The sequence below is a fragment of the Perlucidibaca sp. genome, assembly GCF_057084925.1.
Genome location: NZ_JBXMRC010000003.1, coordinates 143,924 through 159,429 on the forward strand (window position 1 = coordinate 143,924; position 15,506 = coordinate 159,429).

General features: G+C 53.3%; 13 protein-coding genes. 8 read left to right on the forward strand and 5 right to left on the reverse strand.

The genetic code is table 11. The features are described 5' to 3' along the window. Positions 1–15 precede the first annotated feature (15 nt). The 8 genes from infB (at position 16) to AC14IB_RS01290 (ending at position 11,303) form a co-directional block, all read left to right on the forward strand. Positions 16–2,730, forward strand: coding sequence for a translation initiation factor IF-2 (gene infB / locus AC14IB_RS01255; protein ID WP_484230180.1), 2,715 nt, complete (start codon positions 16–18; stop codon positions 2,728–2,730). 12 nt (positions 2,731–2,742) lie between these two features. After that, positions 2,743–3,156, forward strand: a complete 414-nt coding sequence (gene rbfA, locus AC14IB_RS01260) for a 30S ribosome-binding factor RbfA (RefSeq protein WP_484230181.1) — start codon at positions 2,743–2,745, stop codon at positions 3,154–3,156. 7 nt (positions 3,157–3,163) lie between these two features. Continuing rightward, on the forward strand, positions 3,164–4,093 hold the full coding sequence (truB, locus tag AC14IB_RS01265) for a tRNA pseudouridine(55) synthase TruB (RefSeq protein WP_484230182.1): 930 nt from the start codon (positions 3,164–3,166) through the stop codon (positions 4,091–4,093). A 96-nt stretch (positions 4,094–4,189) separates the two neighbouring features. Beyond that, positions 4,190–4,459: a 30S ribosomal protein S15 gene (gene rpsO / locus AC14IB_RS01270; RefSeq protein ID WP_068857430.1), complete on the forward strand. Its 270-nt coding sequence runs from the start codon at positions 4,190–4,192 to the stop codon at positions 4,457–4,459. Positions 4,460–4,672: 213 nt separating this feature from the next. Beyond that, entirely contained in the window at positions 4,673–6,754 is a 2,082-nt protein-coding gene (gene pnp, locus AC14IB_RS01275; protein ID WP_484230183.1) for a polyribonucleotide nucleotidyltransferase, read from the forward strand. Between the two features lie 212 nt (positions 6,755–6,966). Further along, positions 6,967–7,998, forward strand: coding sequence for a hypothetical protein (locus AC14IB_RS01280; protein ID WP_484230184.1), 1,032 nt, complete (start codon positions 6,967–6,969; stop codon positions 7,996–7,998). 86 nt (positions 7,999–8,084) lie between these two features. Next, positions 8,085–9,086, forward strand: coding sequence for a putative solute-binding protein (locus AC14IB_RS01285; protein ID WP_484230185.1), 1,002 nt, complete (start codon positions 8,085–8,087; stop codon positions 9,084–9,086). A 72-nt stretch (positions 9,087–9,158) separates the two neighbouring features. After that, a complete protein-coding gene (locus AC14IB_RS01290; RefSeq protein WP_484230186.1) occupies positions 9,159–11,303 on the forward strand; it encodes a TRAP transporter large permease subunit in 2,145 nt (714 codons plus the stop codon). A gap of 120 nt (positions 11,304–11,423) precedes the next feature. Here AC14IB_RS01290 and panD read toward each other — a convergent pair whose 3' ends face one another. From panD to pcnB, 5 genes are all read right to left on the reverse strand, one after another. After that, a complete protein-coding gene (gene panD, locus AC14IB_RS01295) occupies positions 11,424–11,804 on the reverse strand; it encodes an aspartate 1-decarboxylase (RefSeq protein WP_484230187.1) in 381 nt (126 codons plus the stop codon). Positions 11,805–11,945: 141 nt separating this feature from the next. Beyond that, positions 11,946–12,794, reverse strand: coding sequence for a pantoate--beta-alanine ligase (gene panC, locus AC14IB_RS01300; RefSeq protein ID WP_484230188.1), 849 nt, complete (start codon positions 12,792–12,794; stop codon positions 11,946–11,948). A gap of 35 nt (positions 12,795–12,829) precedes the next feature. After that, positions 12,830–13,627: a 3-methyl-2-oxobutanoate hydroxymethyltransferase gene (gene panB, locus AC14IB_RS01305; protein ID WP_484230189.1), complete on the reverse strand. Its 798-nt coding sequence runs from the start codon at positions 13,625–13,627 to the stop codon at positions 12,830–12,832. Further along, a complete protein-coding gene (gene folK / locus AC14IB_RS01310) occupies positions 13,627–14,172 on the reverse strand; it encodes a 2-amino-4-hydroxy-6-hydroxymethyldihydropteridine diphosphokinase (RefSeq protein WP_484230190.1) in 546 nt (181 codons plus the stop codon). Before folK ends, panB begins: the two co-directional genes overlap by 1 nt. Next, positions 14,165–15,490 (reverse strand): polynucleotide adenylyltransferase PcnB, encoded by a 1,326-nt coding sequence (gene pcnB, locus AC14IB_RS01315; RefSeq protein WP_484230191.1) that lies wholly within the window; start codon positions 15,488–15,490, stop codon positions 14,165–14,167. The genes folK and pcnB overlap by 8 nt, the downstream gene beginning before the upstream one ends. Positions 15,491–15,506 lie beyond the last annotated feature (16 nt).

The window sequence follows — 15,506 nt, forward strand, 5'->3', positions numbered from 1 at the left end:
GGAGAACCACGCCCCATGGCTGATGTAACTGTCAAACAACTCGCCGAAACTGTCGGTCGTTCAGTCGATGTGCTGCTCGCGCAAATGCGCGACGCTGGCTTGTCGCACACCAATCCTGATGCTGCTGTGTCTGATATTGAAAAGCAGCAGCTGCTGTCTCACCTGAAGCGTGAGCATGGCGAAGCTGCGGGTCAGCCGCAGAAAATTACCCTGCAACGTAAGACGGTGAGCACACTGAAAACGGCTCCCGTGACCGGCGGCAAAGCCAAAACGGTTAACGTTGAAGTCCGCAAGACAAAAACCTATGTGAAGCGCTCCTTGCTCGAAGAGCAAGAAGAGTCGACACGTGAAGCCGAAGAGCAAGCGCGCCTGGCCGCCGAAGAAGCCGTTCGTAAAGCCGAAGCTGAACGTATTGCGGCTGAAGAAGCTGTTCGTCGTGCCGCAGAAGAGGCACGAATTGCTGCCGCGGAAGAAGAGGCTCGTAAGGCTGCTGAAGAAGCACGTAAGCAGATGGGTGGCGATGCAAAAGATAGCCGCAAGCTCAGTGTGCCCAAGGTCGATGTCAAGAAATTAGAGACACCGGAAGAGCGCGCACGTCGTGAAGAGCAGGCAGCTAAAGAGCGTGCCGCGGAAGATGCTCGTCGTCGTCAAGAAGAAGCTGCACGAAAAGAAGCGGAAGAAAAAGCTAGCCAAAAAACATTAGAACAAGCGCGTCGCATCGCCGAAGAACTTGCCGGACGTGCACAGACAGTTGCACCAGTAGCCGACACGCCGCTGGCTCGCGGTCTGGTGGGCGTCGCGTATGAAGATTCGTTCGCTCGCGAAGATCGTGAAATTAAGCGTGGTACATCGACGCCAACTCGCACGGCCAAGAAAGGTCCGAAGAAGCGCGAAGAACAGACCTTCCGTCCAGTTCAGCGCACGTTAACCAGTGCCCTTTCCAAGAAGCATGGCTTCGAGAAGCCCGTTGAGAAACAGGTTTACGAAGTCAGCATTGGTGAGTCGATTGTGGTGAGTGACTTGGCCCAGAAGATGGCTAAGAAAACTCGCGAAGTGATTCGTGTGCTCATGAAAATGGGCGAAGTGGTCACGGCCGATCAAGTGATTGATCAAGCCACTGCCGGTCTAGTAGTTGAAGAAATGGGTCATGCGCCTAAGTTCGTCAGTGAAACCGCGCTGGAAGATTCGTTGATGGACTCTATCGTTCGTCATGGCGATGCCAAGACACGTGCGCCTGTTGTGACCATTATGGGTCACGTTGACCACGGTAAGACCTCGTTGCTCGACTACATCCGTCGCGCCAAGGTTGCTGCCGGTGAAGCGGGCGGTATTACGCAGCACATTGGCGCATACCACGTTGAAACGCCACGCGGCATGATTACATTCCTCGATACCCCGGGCCACGCCGCATTCACTGCGATGCGTGCGCGTGGTGCCAAGGCGACCGATATTGTGGTGCTGGTGGTGGCTGCGGATGATGGCGTGATGCCACAAACGGCAGAAGCCATTGATCACGCTCGCGCATCCGGTGTTCCACTGATTGTTGCCATGAACAAGGTCGACAAAGAGTCCGTGGACTTTGATCGCGTGCTCAGTGAGCTGTCTGCCAAGCAAGTTATTTGTGAAGAGTGGGGCGGTGATACACAGGTTGTGAAGGTGTCGGCGAAGACCGGTTTTGGTATCGACGAATTGCTCGAAGCCATCCTGATTCAAGCTGAACTGCTGGAGCTAACCGCCGTCTCTGAAGGTCCAGCACAAGGTGTTGTGATCGAGTCGCGCATTGATAAGGGTCGTGGTGCGGTAGCAACCTTGCTCGTGCAGAAAGGCACCCTGAAGCAGGGTGACTTGGTACTGGCGGGTACGCTCTACGGTCGTGCCCGTGCCCTAGTCGATGAGAATGGTAAGCAGGTTAAGTCGGTAGGCCCGTCCATGCCGGTTGAGATTCTTGGTCTGCCGGATGCGCCAGGTGCTGGCGATGAGTTCCTCGTCGTCGCCGATGATCGTAAGGCCCGTGAAGTCGCAGACTTCCGTATTGCTCGTGATCGTCAGGCGCGTATGGATCTGGCCGAAAGCATGAAGCTGGAAAATCTGTTTGCCAACATGGGCAAGGCAGAAGTGGCATCGGTCAATATCATTCTTAAAACCGATGTGCGTGGTTCCTTGGAAGCACTCACGGCTGCACTTAATGACCTCAGCACGGACGAAGTCCGCGTTAAGATCGTTAGCTCGGGTGTCGGTGCGATTGCTGAATCTGATGTGGCCTTGGCCGAATCGACAGGCTCCGTCGTCTTGGGCTTCAACGTCCGTGCCGATAACGCGGCCCGTGCGAAGTGCCAGAATGATGGTATCGACCTGCGTTACTACAGCATCATTTATGAATTGATTGATGATGTGCGTGATGCCATGTCTGGTCTGCTCACACCTGAGCGTCGCGAAAACATTGTGGGTATGGCCCAGGTTCGTGAAGTGTTCCATTCATCCAAGTTCGGCTCTGCCGCTGGTTGCATGGTGCTCGAGGGCAGCCTGTTCAAGAACAAGCCGATTCGCGTGCTGCGTGAAGATGTGGTGGTGTTCCAGGGTGAACTGGAGTCACTGCGCCGCTTCAAGGAAGACGTCATGGAAGTACGTCACGGTATGGAGTGCGGTCTCGCGGTGAAGGGCTACAAGGACATCAAGGCGGGCGACAAAGTCGAAGTCTACGAAGTTCAAATTATCAAGCGCAGCTTGTAAGAGGCCGACTGAGTGAGTCAACGCACGCAACGCATGGGCGACCAAATCCAGCGCGATCTCTCCGACCTGATTCGTCAGCGTCTGCGAGATCCGCGTTTGGGCATGGTGACAATTTCAGCCGTGAAGGTTAGCCCAGACATGGGCTACGCCGACATTTACGTCACCATCCTCGGTAAGACCTTGGATGAGGCGCCGGATGAGGGCATTGCGATTCTCAATGCCGCGTCGGGCATTCTCCGTGGCGAACTCGGCCGCGGTTTACGCACGCGTATCGTGCCGCATTTACGTTTTCACCATGACGTGGTGGTGGCGCGTGGCAATCGTATGGCAGCCTTGATTTCGCAAGCGGTGAAAGATGATGCCGAGCGTGCTGAGTCTGCGCCACAAGCAGACACTGCCGATCACAAAGACGGTTCGGCGACCTGAGTCTGTCTTGAGTAAGCCTCGTCGCCCTAAACGTCCCATCGATGGTGTGCTGTTGCTGGATAAGCCACAGGGCATGACATCGAATCAGATCCTGCAGTGGGTCAAGCACCGATACCAAGCTGAAAAAGCGGGGCATACAGGCAGTCTTGATCCGTTGGCGACCGGTGTGTTGCCGATCTGCCTAGGCGAAGCCACCAAATACTCTCATTACCTGCTCGAAGCCGACAAGAGCTATCGAACGCGCCTCCGTTTTGGTCAACGTACCAATACCTCAGATGCCGATGGCGAGGTTGTAGAAGAGCGCCCCGTTCCTGTCATCACGCCAGAATCTCTAGAGCAGATATTGGCGCGCTTCCGTGGCGACATCATGCAGATTCCCTCGATGTTTTCGGCGCTCAAGCAGGACGGTCGTCCACTCTATGAGTTGGCACGTGCCGGCATTGAAGTGGCACGTGAAGCGCGGCCTGTGACGATTTTCTCACTGACTTTAAATGCCCTCGAGCCGCCCTTTGCCGAGTTGACCGTGTGCTGCTCTAAGGGCACCTATATTCGCAATCTGGTGGAAGATATTGGCGAGGCAATAGGCTGTGGCGCACATGTGGTTGAGTTGCGCCGTTTGTCGGCGGGCCCGTTCGATTTAACTCAGGCGGTGACAGCCGCTGAAATTGAGCTGCTGGAGCCTCAAGGCTTTGCGGCTTTAGATGCGTTATTGCTACCGCCATGGTCCGGTTTGGCCGATTGGCCCCGGGTGGAGTTGAGCGAAAGTTCAGCGTATTATCTGCGCCACGGTAATCCGGTGCGGGCTTCTGGCCTGCCAAGCGAAGGCTCAGTGCTGATTTTTCAGGTTGAAGCCGGATGCGAAGAATTTCTCGGGATTGGCTTTGTCGATGATGACGGCATGCTGGCTCCCAAGCGTTTGTTGAAGTCATCGTACTAACAAACGTGTGCACAACCCCTTTGGGGGATGTTGGCGCGGACTGCAGAGAGGCGCGGTCTGTCGCTGTTCTAATGGCCTCTCAGAAGGAGTAATACCATGGCCCTTACGGTCCAAGACAAAGCTGCGATTGTTGCCAAGTTTGCCCGTTCAGCCGGTGATACCGGTTCTTGTGAAGTTCAAGTTGCGCTCCTCAGCGCCAACATTGATGACCTGCAAGGTCACTTCAAGGCGCACAAGCATGACCACCACTCGCGCCGCGGTCTGATTCGGATGGTTAACCAGCGTCGTACGCTGCTTGACTACCTGAAGCGTAAAGACAGCACACGCTACAGCGCGTTGATCCAGGAACTGGGTCTGCGTCGCTAAGCGGAACACTCTGGGAGCGGCTTGCCGCTCCCAGTCTTTTCAGCCATCAGAAATGTTGGTTGGTCACAGGATGTGACATGTCGGCCGTCATGGGAGAGGCTTCTAACACCTGCGCTACATCAAGGTTTGCTCAGCTGTTAGGGGCCTCCGATGACAATCTTGTAAGTATCGGAAAATTAGGGATTGCCATGGGGCAATCCGCAGAGGAAAAGCATGTTCAATATCGTACGTAAAGAATTTCAATTTGGTCAGCAGACCGTCACCCTGGAAACGGGTCGCGTTGCACGTCAAGCAACGGGCGCTGTTATCGTCACCATGGGTGGCGTACAGGTTCTCGTTGCAGTCGTCGGTGCTAAGAAAGCCAAACCAGGTCAGGATTTTTTCCCACTGACCGTAAACTACCAAGAAAAAACCTATGCAGCCGGCCGCATTCCCGGTGGTTACTTCAAGCGTGAAGGTCGTCCTTCAGAAAAAGAAACCTTGACCTCGCGCCTGATTGATCGCCCAATTCGCCCGCTGTTCCCAGAAGGCTTTGTGAATGAAGTGCAGGTCACGGCAACTGTGATCTCCACTGACAAGTTGCAGGATCCCGATATTGCCGCGCTGCTGGGCACGTCAGCAGCCTTGGCTATTTCCGGTCTGCCATTTAATGGTCCGATTGGTGCCGCACGCGTCGCCTACATCAATGACGAATACGTACTGAACCCCAGCTACGAGCAGCTGAAAACCTCCGATTTGGATCTGGTGGTTGCTGGTACGCAAGGTGCCGTGCTGATGGTTGAATCCGAGGCAAAGGAACTGAGCGAAGATCAAATGCTCGGTGCCGTGCTCTTTGGTCACGACGAAATGCAAGTGGCTATTGAAGCCATCAAGGCATTCGCGGCTGAAGTCGGTACGCCGCGCTGGGAGGTGACACTGCCCGCAGTGAATGCTGAGTTGAAGGCGGCTCTCAAGGCGGCTTTTGAAGCGCAGATCTCGGAAGCCTATACGATTCGCGAAAAGCAAGATCGTTACACACGCTTGGATGCCATCAAGGTAGCCGCTATGGCGCAGTTCGCCACAGAAGATGGCGCTGCCGATGATCTCGAAGACCTGTTTGAAGACCTGAAGTATCGTACGGTTCGAGACAATATTCTGTCCGGCAAGCCTCGTATCGATGGTCGCGACACCCGCACGGTGCGTGCACTCGACATCCAGACGGGTGTTCTGGGCAAGGCTCACGGTTCAGCATTGTTCACCCGTGGAGAAACCCAAGCATTAGTCACAGCCACGCTGGGCGGTACACGCGATGCCATGATGATTGATGCCCTTGAAGGCAGCTACACCGACAACTTCATGCTTCACTACAACTTCCCCTCCTACTCGGTAGGTGAAACGGGGCGTGAGTCCGGCCCTAAGCGTCGTGAAATTGGCCATGGCCGTTTGGCGCGTCGCGGCGTGTACCCTATGCTGCCCTCGTCCGATAAGTTCCCGTACGCCATTCGCGTGGTATCGGAAATTACGGAATCCAACGGTTCCTCCTCGATGGCTTCGATCTGCGGCGCTTCGTTGGCCCTGATGGATGCCGGCGTGCCGATGAAAGCACCGGTCGCAGGTATTGCCATGGGTCTGGTGAAAGAAGGCGAGCGCTTTGCCGTTTTGACCGACATCTTGGGCGACGAAGATCACCTGGGCGATATGGACTTCAAGGTGGCCGGCTCGGCAAATGGCGTCACTGCGTTGCAGATGGACATCAAGATCGAAGGCATCACTGAAGAAATTATGGAAGTGGCGCTGGGCCAGGCTCGTGAAGCCCGCCTGAATATTCTCGGTCAGATGAACCAAGTACTGGCTCAGTCCCGTGCCGAAGTGAATGCCAACGCCCCGACGTACGCCACCATCCAGATCAGCACGGACAAGATTCGTGATGTGATCGGTAAAGGCGGCGCCATGATTCGCAGTATCTGTGAGCAGACCAAGGCGAGCATCGACATTGATGACTCTGGCTTGGTTCGTATCTACGGCGAAACCAAAGGCGCCACGCAAGCGGCGCTGGCTCGTGTTCAGGAAGTCACTGCTGAAGTTGAAGTGGGTGCGGTTTATGAGGGTACGGTAGCTCGTATCGTCGATTTCGGCGCCTTCATCAATATTCTGCCAGGCACAGATGGTCTCGTGCACATTTCGCAAATCGCTCATGAGCGCGTTGAGAATGTCACCGACCATTTGAAGGAAGGTCAGGTTGTTAAGGTCAAGGTGCTTGATGTTGACCAGCGCGGCCGTATTAAGCTGTCCATTAAAGAGCTAATTGAGTCTTAATAAGCTTGTCCGTTGGGGGCTAACACTAGCCTCCAACGGCATTTGTAAAGAGTAAAAAAAACCACTGAACGGTTGCTCTAAGAGCTTCTATCTTGACAGTGCTTGGTGGTATCTTTTGCCCGTCCTGTCAGCAAGTGCTGACACGCTTTTGCTGCATCCATAACAATAATGCGCCTAAGCGTCACAATAATAATCAACTCAAGGAGAAAGACATGAGTGGCTCCAGCCTACTCCGTCGCGGTTTCGCCGGTGCCATCATTGGCGCATCCGTTCTGCTCTCCGCCTGCGATCCGCTGGCGTTTATCAGTAACCAAACCCTGCGCTTCGTTGAAAAGAAGCTCGTTCCACCCATGATCAAAGACACCGATTACCTGATGGCTTGCCAGTCGGGTGTTGCGGTTACGCCGCTTCTGATGGCGACCGAAAATCTGGGTGCTGATGCCAATCAGTTGGGCACACTGCTCTACACCACCGCAGCACTGTGTGCTGAAACCGTGGCCTTCGATAATGAGCTGCGCTATCTGCGTGCCTCGCGCGCCGGTAACGTAGAAGAAGCTCAAGACGCACGTATCGCGCAAAAGCGCTTCGCCGAACTTGCCGCTCGTCGTCAGCTCAATGCTTACAACCGCTTCGTGACGTACTACGAGAAGCGCTACGAAATCAAAATTGGCGAAGAATGCACTGACTTCTACAAAGATTTCGATGAGTTCGTCTATATGCTCGGCCTCATCACTGGCCTGCAGGCGGTTCTCAACGACATCACCGCTCAGCAAGCTGTAGGTGTGCCGCTCGATATCGCTGCAAAAGCCGAACGTGCATTCTCTTGCTTGGATAACAAAAAGTGGTGGGGTGTACCGGTTGCCGCACGCGCTGTGATCTGGAACGTACTGCCAGGCTTAGATGAAGGCAAAGATGTTTGGGGTGCCTTCAATGCCTCCATGGCATTGGGTGAGGCCGCTGGCGTTCGTTTGCCGCACGCCATGTATGCGCTCTCTGCCGTTGGTAAAGATGATAATGCCCGCGTTCGCGATGCCATTCGTCGCTTCACTGCCGTGAAAGAAGACTTCAAGCCGAACACTCAGTATGGCTTGGTAGACAGTCTGGCGGGCTTCATTGTCTTGTCCTTGTCCGACAAGCTTTGGACGGAAGGTGCAGGTACCCGTACGCCACCCGGTAGCTTAGGCAAATTCTGGGATGAAAAAGTGGAAGCGCCAGAGGGCGTTGACGTCGGTGACCTGCTCTAACACTTTGTGAACTTTATAGGGCTCATGACGTTCAACGTCTAGAGCCCTACATTCGGCTTAAAATTGATAAAACAGAGGGAACTCAAATGCGTAAGTTAAACCTACTAGCAGCATCCGTATTTGCGGTGACTGCAACGTTTTCGATGCAAGCGTCAGCAGCAAACAAAGTGTGTGTGTTCGACATCCTCGGTGCACAAGGTGATGTCACCGGAATGATGAAGGACTACGCTCTTGCCGCTAAGGGCATGGGCGGTCAAATTGAACTGAAAACCTACACCGACGAACGTACTGCCGCCGAAGACTTCAAGGCAGGGCAATGCGATGGCGTTATGTTGACAGGTCTGCGTGGTCGTCAATTCAATGATTTCACTGGCTCGCTCGACTCCTTGGGTGCAATTCCATCGAACAAGATCATGGAGAAAGCCCTAGCAACATTGGCTAATCCAGCACTCGCGCCAAAAATGGTTCAAGGCAAGTATGAAGTAGCCGGTATTGCACCTGCAGGTGCCGCCTACCTGTTTGTGAAGGATCGTTCGATTAATAGCGTCGAAAAGCTCGCCGGTAAGAAAATCGCCGTATTTGATTACGACAAATCACAAGCCAAGATGGTTCAGAAGATCGGGGCACAGCCTGTCTCCTCGGATATCACCAACTTCGCTGCTAAGTTCAATAATGGCGCTGTAGATATCGTTGCAGCACCTGCATTGGCCTATAAGCCACTGGAAATGTACAAGGGCCTGGGTAAGAACGGAGCCATCGTGCGCTTTCCCGTCGTACAGCTGACGTTCCAGTTGATTATCAACAAGGATAAGTTCCCCGCTGGTTTTGGTCAGAAGTCACGCGCTTACTGGAATTCGCAAACGCCACGTGCAATGGGCATTGTGACCAAGGCTGAAAAAGATATTCCAGCCGGCGTCTGGATGGATCTGCCAGAGAAAGACAAAGACGGTTATATCGTGCTACTGCGTGATGCACGTATTGCCCTGACCAAGGAAGGTATCTACAACCCATTCACCATGAAAGTCTTGAAGAAGACTCGTTGTTCGGTGAATGGTGCTGATGCCGAATGCTCGCAGAATCTCGAGTAATTTGAGCCATAGTGAAATGATCGCCAGGGTCTAAAAAGGCTCTGGCGTTTTCATTCTTCAAGGAAGCTAAAAATGAATAACAAGCCGCTCTTCCTCAACCGCAGTGGATTGGAATGGTTTTCCAGTCTGCCGGTGCTGTGTTTACTGTTGTTGACACTGATCATTGGTACCGGGGAAATGTTCCACGGTCAGCTTTTGCGCATGGGCGAACGCATGTTCGGTGACCCAGCCAATAATGTTCAGTACTTTATGTTGCGTGCCGATCCGACTAAGCCGGATTGCGACCCCAACATGGATATCGATGCGGCTGTTGCCGCCCAGGCAGCAGCACCCGCAGCTGTCTCAGATGATCCGCTAGATGCACTCTTTGCTTCAGAGCCGCAAGATCCTGCGGCTATTCGTGACTCAATGGAAAAAGCCAAGGCGCTTTGCATTGAGAAAAACACGATGTATGAAGGCATCGTTAAAAATATTACGCCGAAAGTAAAAGCATTCCGTGCGATTGAAACGGGCTTCTTCGGTATTTTTAAATTTGGTACCGAAAACCGACCATTGCTTTTATTGGTGATGTTTGCAATTGCAGCGGTAACGACGACGCTTGGTACGCATCACATTGGTTTGCGTCCACCGCGCTATAAAAAGGACTTTCCGATTTATGGCGCGTCCATGGTTTTGGCTAACGGTCTGGCGCTTTTCTCCAGCTGGTACTACTACAACAATGTGCTGCTGAACTCGGGTATCCCAATTGAAAAACCCCTGCTGAACTACATCATGATCGGCCTGTTTGCAGTACTGACAGCGATCAGTGTTTTCAAGCTGGTGCGTCCGCCTGTAGATGCTGAAGAGGGCGGCAGCTGGGGCTTGGCAACGTTGTCGATACCGTTGTATGCCTTCATGGCCATTACTTCATCCATCACATTCTTGGGCGAAGGCCACATGGCTGGTCTGGCCATTTACTTGGGTCAGTTGCTTGAATATTCAGGTATTTTCTTGAACTTGGCGCTTTATATCTGGGCGGGTATGTTGCTGAAGCAGACTCGTGTTGTGCACTTGTTCATGGATGTTGTGCGTCCTTTCAAGCTCTCACCAGAAACGCTGACGTGGGTCATTCTGATCGCAGCTGCCATCCCCACGGCGTATACCGGTGCCTCCGGTATCTTCGTTATTGCCGCGGGTGCCATCGTTTATAAGGAAGTGCTGCAGTCGGGTGCCCGTCGTCAATATGCGCTGGCAGCTGCGGCCATGTCCGGCTCGCTGGGCGTGGTGCTGCGTCCTTGCTTGCTGATTGTGCTGATTGCTGCGCTGAACAAGCAAGTTACCACCAATGAACTTTATGGCTGGGGTGTGTCGGTATTCTTGCTGACGTCGACCATTTTCTTCCTGTTCTCCTTGTATCTGCGTGAAGGCGTCAGCGAGAAAACCAATCTAGGTGAGGCGCTGCGTGGCGCTGCGCGTGCGCTGGTGCCGGTGTCTCCATACATCGTCATCGTGGTTGCCGTAGTTCAGGGCTACCAGTATTTCCTGGATACCAAGCTGGACGAATTCACTGCACCTGTCATGTTGCCGGTGATCATGTTGTTCATCGTCATCTTTGACAAAATGCGTCGTGAGCCGAAGGCCGTGGCCGTCATCAACAATCCGGAAGCCGAGCGTCGTGTCGGTCTGGAAGGCGCAGTTCGCTTCGCTACCAACGAGACCATTGGTCACATCGGTGCACTGATCATGTTGATGGCACTGTCTGTTTCGGTCGGTGGCGTCATCGAGCGTTCCGGTATGATGGAAAGTGTTCCAGCCGATCTCGGCAACATCTGGCTGGCGCTGACCATTCTGATGGGTACGCTGATTTTCATCGGCATGATCATGGATCCGTTCGGTGCCGTGATTTTGGTGTCGGCGACCATCGCGCCTATTGCCTACAGCAACGGTATTGATCCGATCCACTTTTGGATGATCGTGCTCACAGCCTTCGAGCTTGGCTATTTGTCGCCACCGGTGGCGCTGAATCAGCTCTTGGTTCGTATGGTTGTCGGTGAGAAGGTGATGGATGAGGCGGACGCTGAAGTCGCCCATAAGAGCTTCTACTATCGCTATGAGCGCTGGATCCTACCAGTCGTTGTGATGGCGATTGGTTTGTTGACTGTGGTTTACGGTGGTCAGCTGCTGGTTCAGCATGGCGCTGAATGGCGTGCATCTTTGGATGCAATGCTGGGTGGCTAAGTTGTTCTAAGTAATAAAAAGCCGACCTCAGGGTCGGCTTTTTATTGGGCGTCATTTCATTCAGTAAATTTGGGGCAATAAAAAAGCCGGCATTTAGCCGGCTTTTCCGTAGCGACGTGTTTAGGCGACTTGCACAGGAATCGCGTTAGCACTATGGCTAACAGAGTTATCAATGTTGCAATAAACTAAACGAGGCTCAAAGCTGGCTAGCTCTGCCTGTTCAAATTGTGCATAAGTACAAATAATAACGCGATCACCTGGCTGAGCCTTGTGAGCAGCTGCACCATTCACGGAAATCATTTTCGAACCAGACTCAGCGCGGATAGCGTAAGTGGTAAAACGCTCACCGTTAGCGACGTTATAAATCTGGATTTGCTCGTATTCACGAATGCCAGCTAAATCCAGTAGGTCGCCGTCAATCGCGCACGAACCCTCGTAATCTAACTCGGCATGAGTCACACAGGCCCGATGTAGCTTGGCTTTGAGCATGATGCATTGCATGAGCGTTACCTCCGCACAGCAGTAAACAGGGGCGAGAAAGCTAACATTAACCGTTGGCTCCCCGCGGGCGCGCCATTTTGCCGCAAGATGACTCGCGGTTCAATCATTGTCCTGAGACAAATCACAGGAATACCTACGTGATTAGGCTAAAGAAAAGGCTAGATTGTCGATTAGGCGCGTTTTGCCAAGGTATGCGGCAACCAAAATGACAAGATCTGAGTCGCTTTCTTTAGCAGAATCGAGATTCGCCGCGCGAATTTCCACATAGTCTGTCTTGAATCCGCATTTGTTTAGGTGCGAGCTCGCTGCGTGAGCTAAAGAAGCATAATCACGCTGGCCACTTAAAATGGCGGACTGAAGCTGCGTTAGGGTTTGATAAATCAATGGTGCTTTCTCGCGTTCATCATTAGAGAGATAGCCATTGCGTGAGCTGAGTGCGAGGCCGTCGTCCGCACGATGGGTGGGTATGGCAATAATGTTGGTGGGGATGCAAAGCTCTGTGACCAGTCTGCGAATGACAGCGAGTTGCTGGTAATCCTTTTCACCAAAAAGGGCCATGTCTGGCTGAATGATGTTCAAGAGCTTAGTGACGACAGTGGCAACGCCAGTGAAGTGGCCTGGGCGAGATGCACCGCATAAGAACTCCGTGATGCCTGCCACTTGCACAGTAGTCGCCTGCTGACGGCCATCGGGATACATTTCTTCCGCATTGGGCGCGAATAAAATATCACACTCTGCTTCGGCTAATAGGTTGGCATCGCTATCGAGAGTGCGCGGATAGCTGGCAAAGTCTTCATTCACGCCAAACTGCGTAGGATTGACGAAAACGCTGCTTACCACAAAGTCTGCACGACGCTTGGCATTGAGAACGAGTGCGATATGGCCGCTGTGTAGGTTGCCCATCGTGGGTACAAATGCGATAGATTTTCCGGCTTTGCGCGCTTGATTTAACGCGGCTCGAACGCCTTGAATGGTGTTTTCAATCTTCATAACGGATGGCTTTCCTGCGAATTATTGCCTGCGAATTATTGAAACGTGTGCTCTTCGGCGGGGTAGTGCCCGTTTTTTACGGCTTGAACATATGCTTTGAAGGCGCCCTCAATGGTGCCGTCGCCGCTCGCCAAGAAGTCTTTAACAAACCGAGCTGGCTTTCCGGCATGTAAGCCCAGCATGTCATGCATGACCAAAACTTGACCGTCGCAATTCAGGCCTGCCCCAATACCTATCACTGGGATGTGGAGTGCTTGTTGAACACGCGCTGCCAGGGAGGCCGGGACGCACTCTAAGAGCAGCATGACGGCGCCTGCGGCCTGCACGGCTAAGGCATCGTCTAGTAATTGCTGCGCGGCGGCATCATCTCGGCCTTGCACGCGATAGCCACCCATCACGTTAACCGATTGCGGTGTTAAGCCGAGGTGAATGCAAACCGGGATGCCGCCACGGGTAAGTTGCGTCACGGTTTCGGCTAGCCAGGCTCCGCCTTCAAGCTTGACGAGGTGTGCGCCTGCACGCATTAGCAAGGCAGCGTTAGTCAGCGCAGTCTCTAGGCTGGCATAAGACATAAAAGGCATGTCTGCCATGAGCAGGGAGACTTGATTGCCGCGGGCAACCGCCGCCGTGTGATAAGCCATATCTTCAATGGTCACGGGAAGTGTGGAGGTGTGGCCTTGAAGTACCATGCCAAGCGAATCACCAATCAAAATCACTTCGACTTCTGCACGCGCCATAGCCGCTGAAAAAGTTGCGTCGTAACAAGTGAGGACAGAAAACTTTTTGCCGGTCTGTTTTAGGTTCCGAAGCGTATTCATCGTAATGGCTTTCATTAGCAGCTCCTTGAGTGCAGGCGAAGTTCATTGCAGGCCGTGTCCCAGCGAGGGTCAAGCCAGCGTGAAATAATCTGTGTGCTCAGCTTAGGGTCTTCAAGGCGAGTTGCAATATTCAGTTGAGAAGGCCAAGCCGTTTCTGATTGCACATCCAATAAGGGCAGTAGCACAAAGGCACGGTGCCATAACTCCGCATGGGGAACGGTTAGGCGACTATCTTGAATCGCCTCCTGATTAAATAGAAGGATATCAAGGTCTAGTGTGCGAGCGCCCCAGCGAATATCACGGACGCGCCCCGCCAGTTGCTCTTGTTGCTGCAGCACGTCCAGTAGTGCCCATGCATCTAGTGCGGTATTGAGCAACATCACGGCATTGGCATAGTCCGGCTGGCCTTCTGGTCCAATAGCGGCACTGCGATACAATTTCGACGCAGCCACGAATTGACAATCGGGATGGCTAGATAAAGCCTTGGCGGCATCGATAAGCGTCGCTACAGCATCGCCGAGATTGCCACCCAGGCCGATGGCGCAGCGATGGTTAAACATTGTTGTTGGGCTTGCGCCGACGCTTTTTCTTGGCTGCCGCTGGCTTATCGTCCAAGGCGCGAGCCATTTCGGCGCGTAGGCCGGGGTCGGCATCTTGCCAGCGTGTCCACCACGCACCCATGCCCGAGGTCTCCTCGCCGGCTAACTCGCGCAAGACTAAAAAGTCATACGCGGCTCGGAAGCGTTCACTTTGTACGGTGGCTTCAATTTGACGTGGGCGCGGTTGTTCCAGCTTAGGCTGCATTTCCCAAATGTCACGAATGGCTTGGCTGATGTGACGAGGGATAGCGGTGCGTGCGTGCTGAATGGCGAGCACCTGCTGGCTAGCTTGCTGCCAGGCGGGAACCGGTGGGATACCATTAGTTTGAAGCGCTTGCTGACGATCCTGGACAACGCCCCACAGCATAGCGGCATAAAAGAAGGCTGGGTTAATGCCTTTGCCTTCTGCTACGCGTTCATCGGTGCTTTCCGCTGTGAGCTGCCAAAGTGTGTCGTTGGGGAAAAGATCAGCTTCAGGGAACAAGGCATCGAATAGCCCGAACTCGTGTAATAAGTCGAGAACAGGCAAGGAATAGCCTGCTGAAAAAAGCTTTTGGCACTCATCGTAGAGTCGGTGTGAGGACACATCTTCCAGTAAGTAGGCTAGCTCAGAGATGGCTTGTGCAGTGTTTTCTTCGATCGTAAAGCCCAGCTTTCCCGCAAAACGAATGGCACGAAGCATGCGCACGGGATCTTCGCGATAGCGAGTAGTTGGGTCACCAATCAGCCTTAAGACACGCGCATTAAGGTCTTTCATGCCATGGGCAAAGTCCCATAAGCTAAAGTCGGCGATGTTGTAGTAAATGGCATTGATGGTGAAGTCTCGACGCGCAGCGTCTTCTTCAATATTGCCCCAGACATTGTCGCGGAGGATCAAGCCTTCAGCGTTTGTTTTGGCATTTTGTGCATCGCCTTCACTGTGATGTGCTCGGAAGGTGGCGACTTCAATGACCTCTCGGCCCCAACGAACGTGCGCTAAACGAAAGCGCCGGCCAATGATCTGGCATTGATTGCCAAACAATTGCTTGACCTGCTCTGGGGTTGCACTTGTGGCGATATCGAAGTCTTTGGGTTGCATGCCCAATAGCACGTCGCGAACACCCCCACCAATCAGAAAGGCTTGATAGCCACCATCATGAAGCCGATACAGGGTTTTCACAGCAACGCTACTGATATCACGGCGGGAGACAGCATGATGGTCTCGCGGAATGATCACGGGCTTTAAGCGACTAATGGTTTTGCCGCGTCTACGCCAGCGATCCAACCAACCTTTCAACATACATGCACTCGGTAAA

Bases quoted from the DNA above. Each gene is read 5' to 3' on its own strand.
- panD (WP_484230187.1), bottom strand. From the start codon at position 11,804: ATGCAATGCATCATGCTCAAAGCCAAGCTACATCGGGCCTGTGTGACT.
- pcnB (WP_484230191.1), bottom strand. From the start codon at position 15,490: ATGTTGAAAGGTTGGTTGGATCGCTGGCGTAGACGCGGCAAAACCATT.
- panC (WP_484230188.1), bottom strand. From the start codon at position 12,794: ATGAAGATTGAAAACACCATTCAAGGCGTTCGAGCCGCGTTAAATCAA.
- pnp (WP_484230183.1), top strand. From the start codon at position 4,673: ATGTTCAATATCGTACGTAAAGAATTTCAATTTGGTCAGCAGACCGTC.
- AC14IB_RS01290 (WP_484230186.1), top strand. From the start codon at position 9,159: ATGAATAACAAGCCGCTCTTCCTCAACCGCAGTGGATTGGAATGGTTT.
- panB (WP_484230189.1), bottom strand. From the start codon at position 13,627: ATGAAAGCCATTACGATGAATACGCTTCGGAACCTAAAACAGACCGGC.
- infB (WP_484230180.1), top strand. From the start codon at position 16: ATGGCTGATGTAACTGTCAAACAACTCGCCGAAACTGTCGGTCGTTCA.
- AC14IB_RS01280 (WP_484230184.1), top strand. From the start codon at position 6,967: ATGAGTGGCTCCAGCCTACTCCGTCGCGGTTTCGCCGGTGCCATCATT.
- rpsO (WP_068857430.1), top strand. From the start codon at position 4,190: ATGGCCCTTACGGTCCAAGACAAAGCTGCGATTGTTGCCAAGTTTGCC.
- AC14IB_RS01285 (WP_484230185.1), top strand. From the start codon at position 8,085: ATGCGTAAGTTAAACCTACTAGCAGCATCCGTATTTGCGGTGACTGCA.
- folK (WP_484230190.1), bottom strand. From the start codon at position 14,172: ATGTTTAACCATCGCTGCGCCATCGGCCTGGGTGGCAATCTCGGCGAT.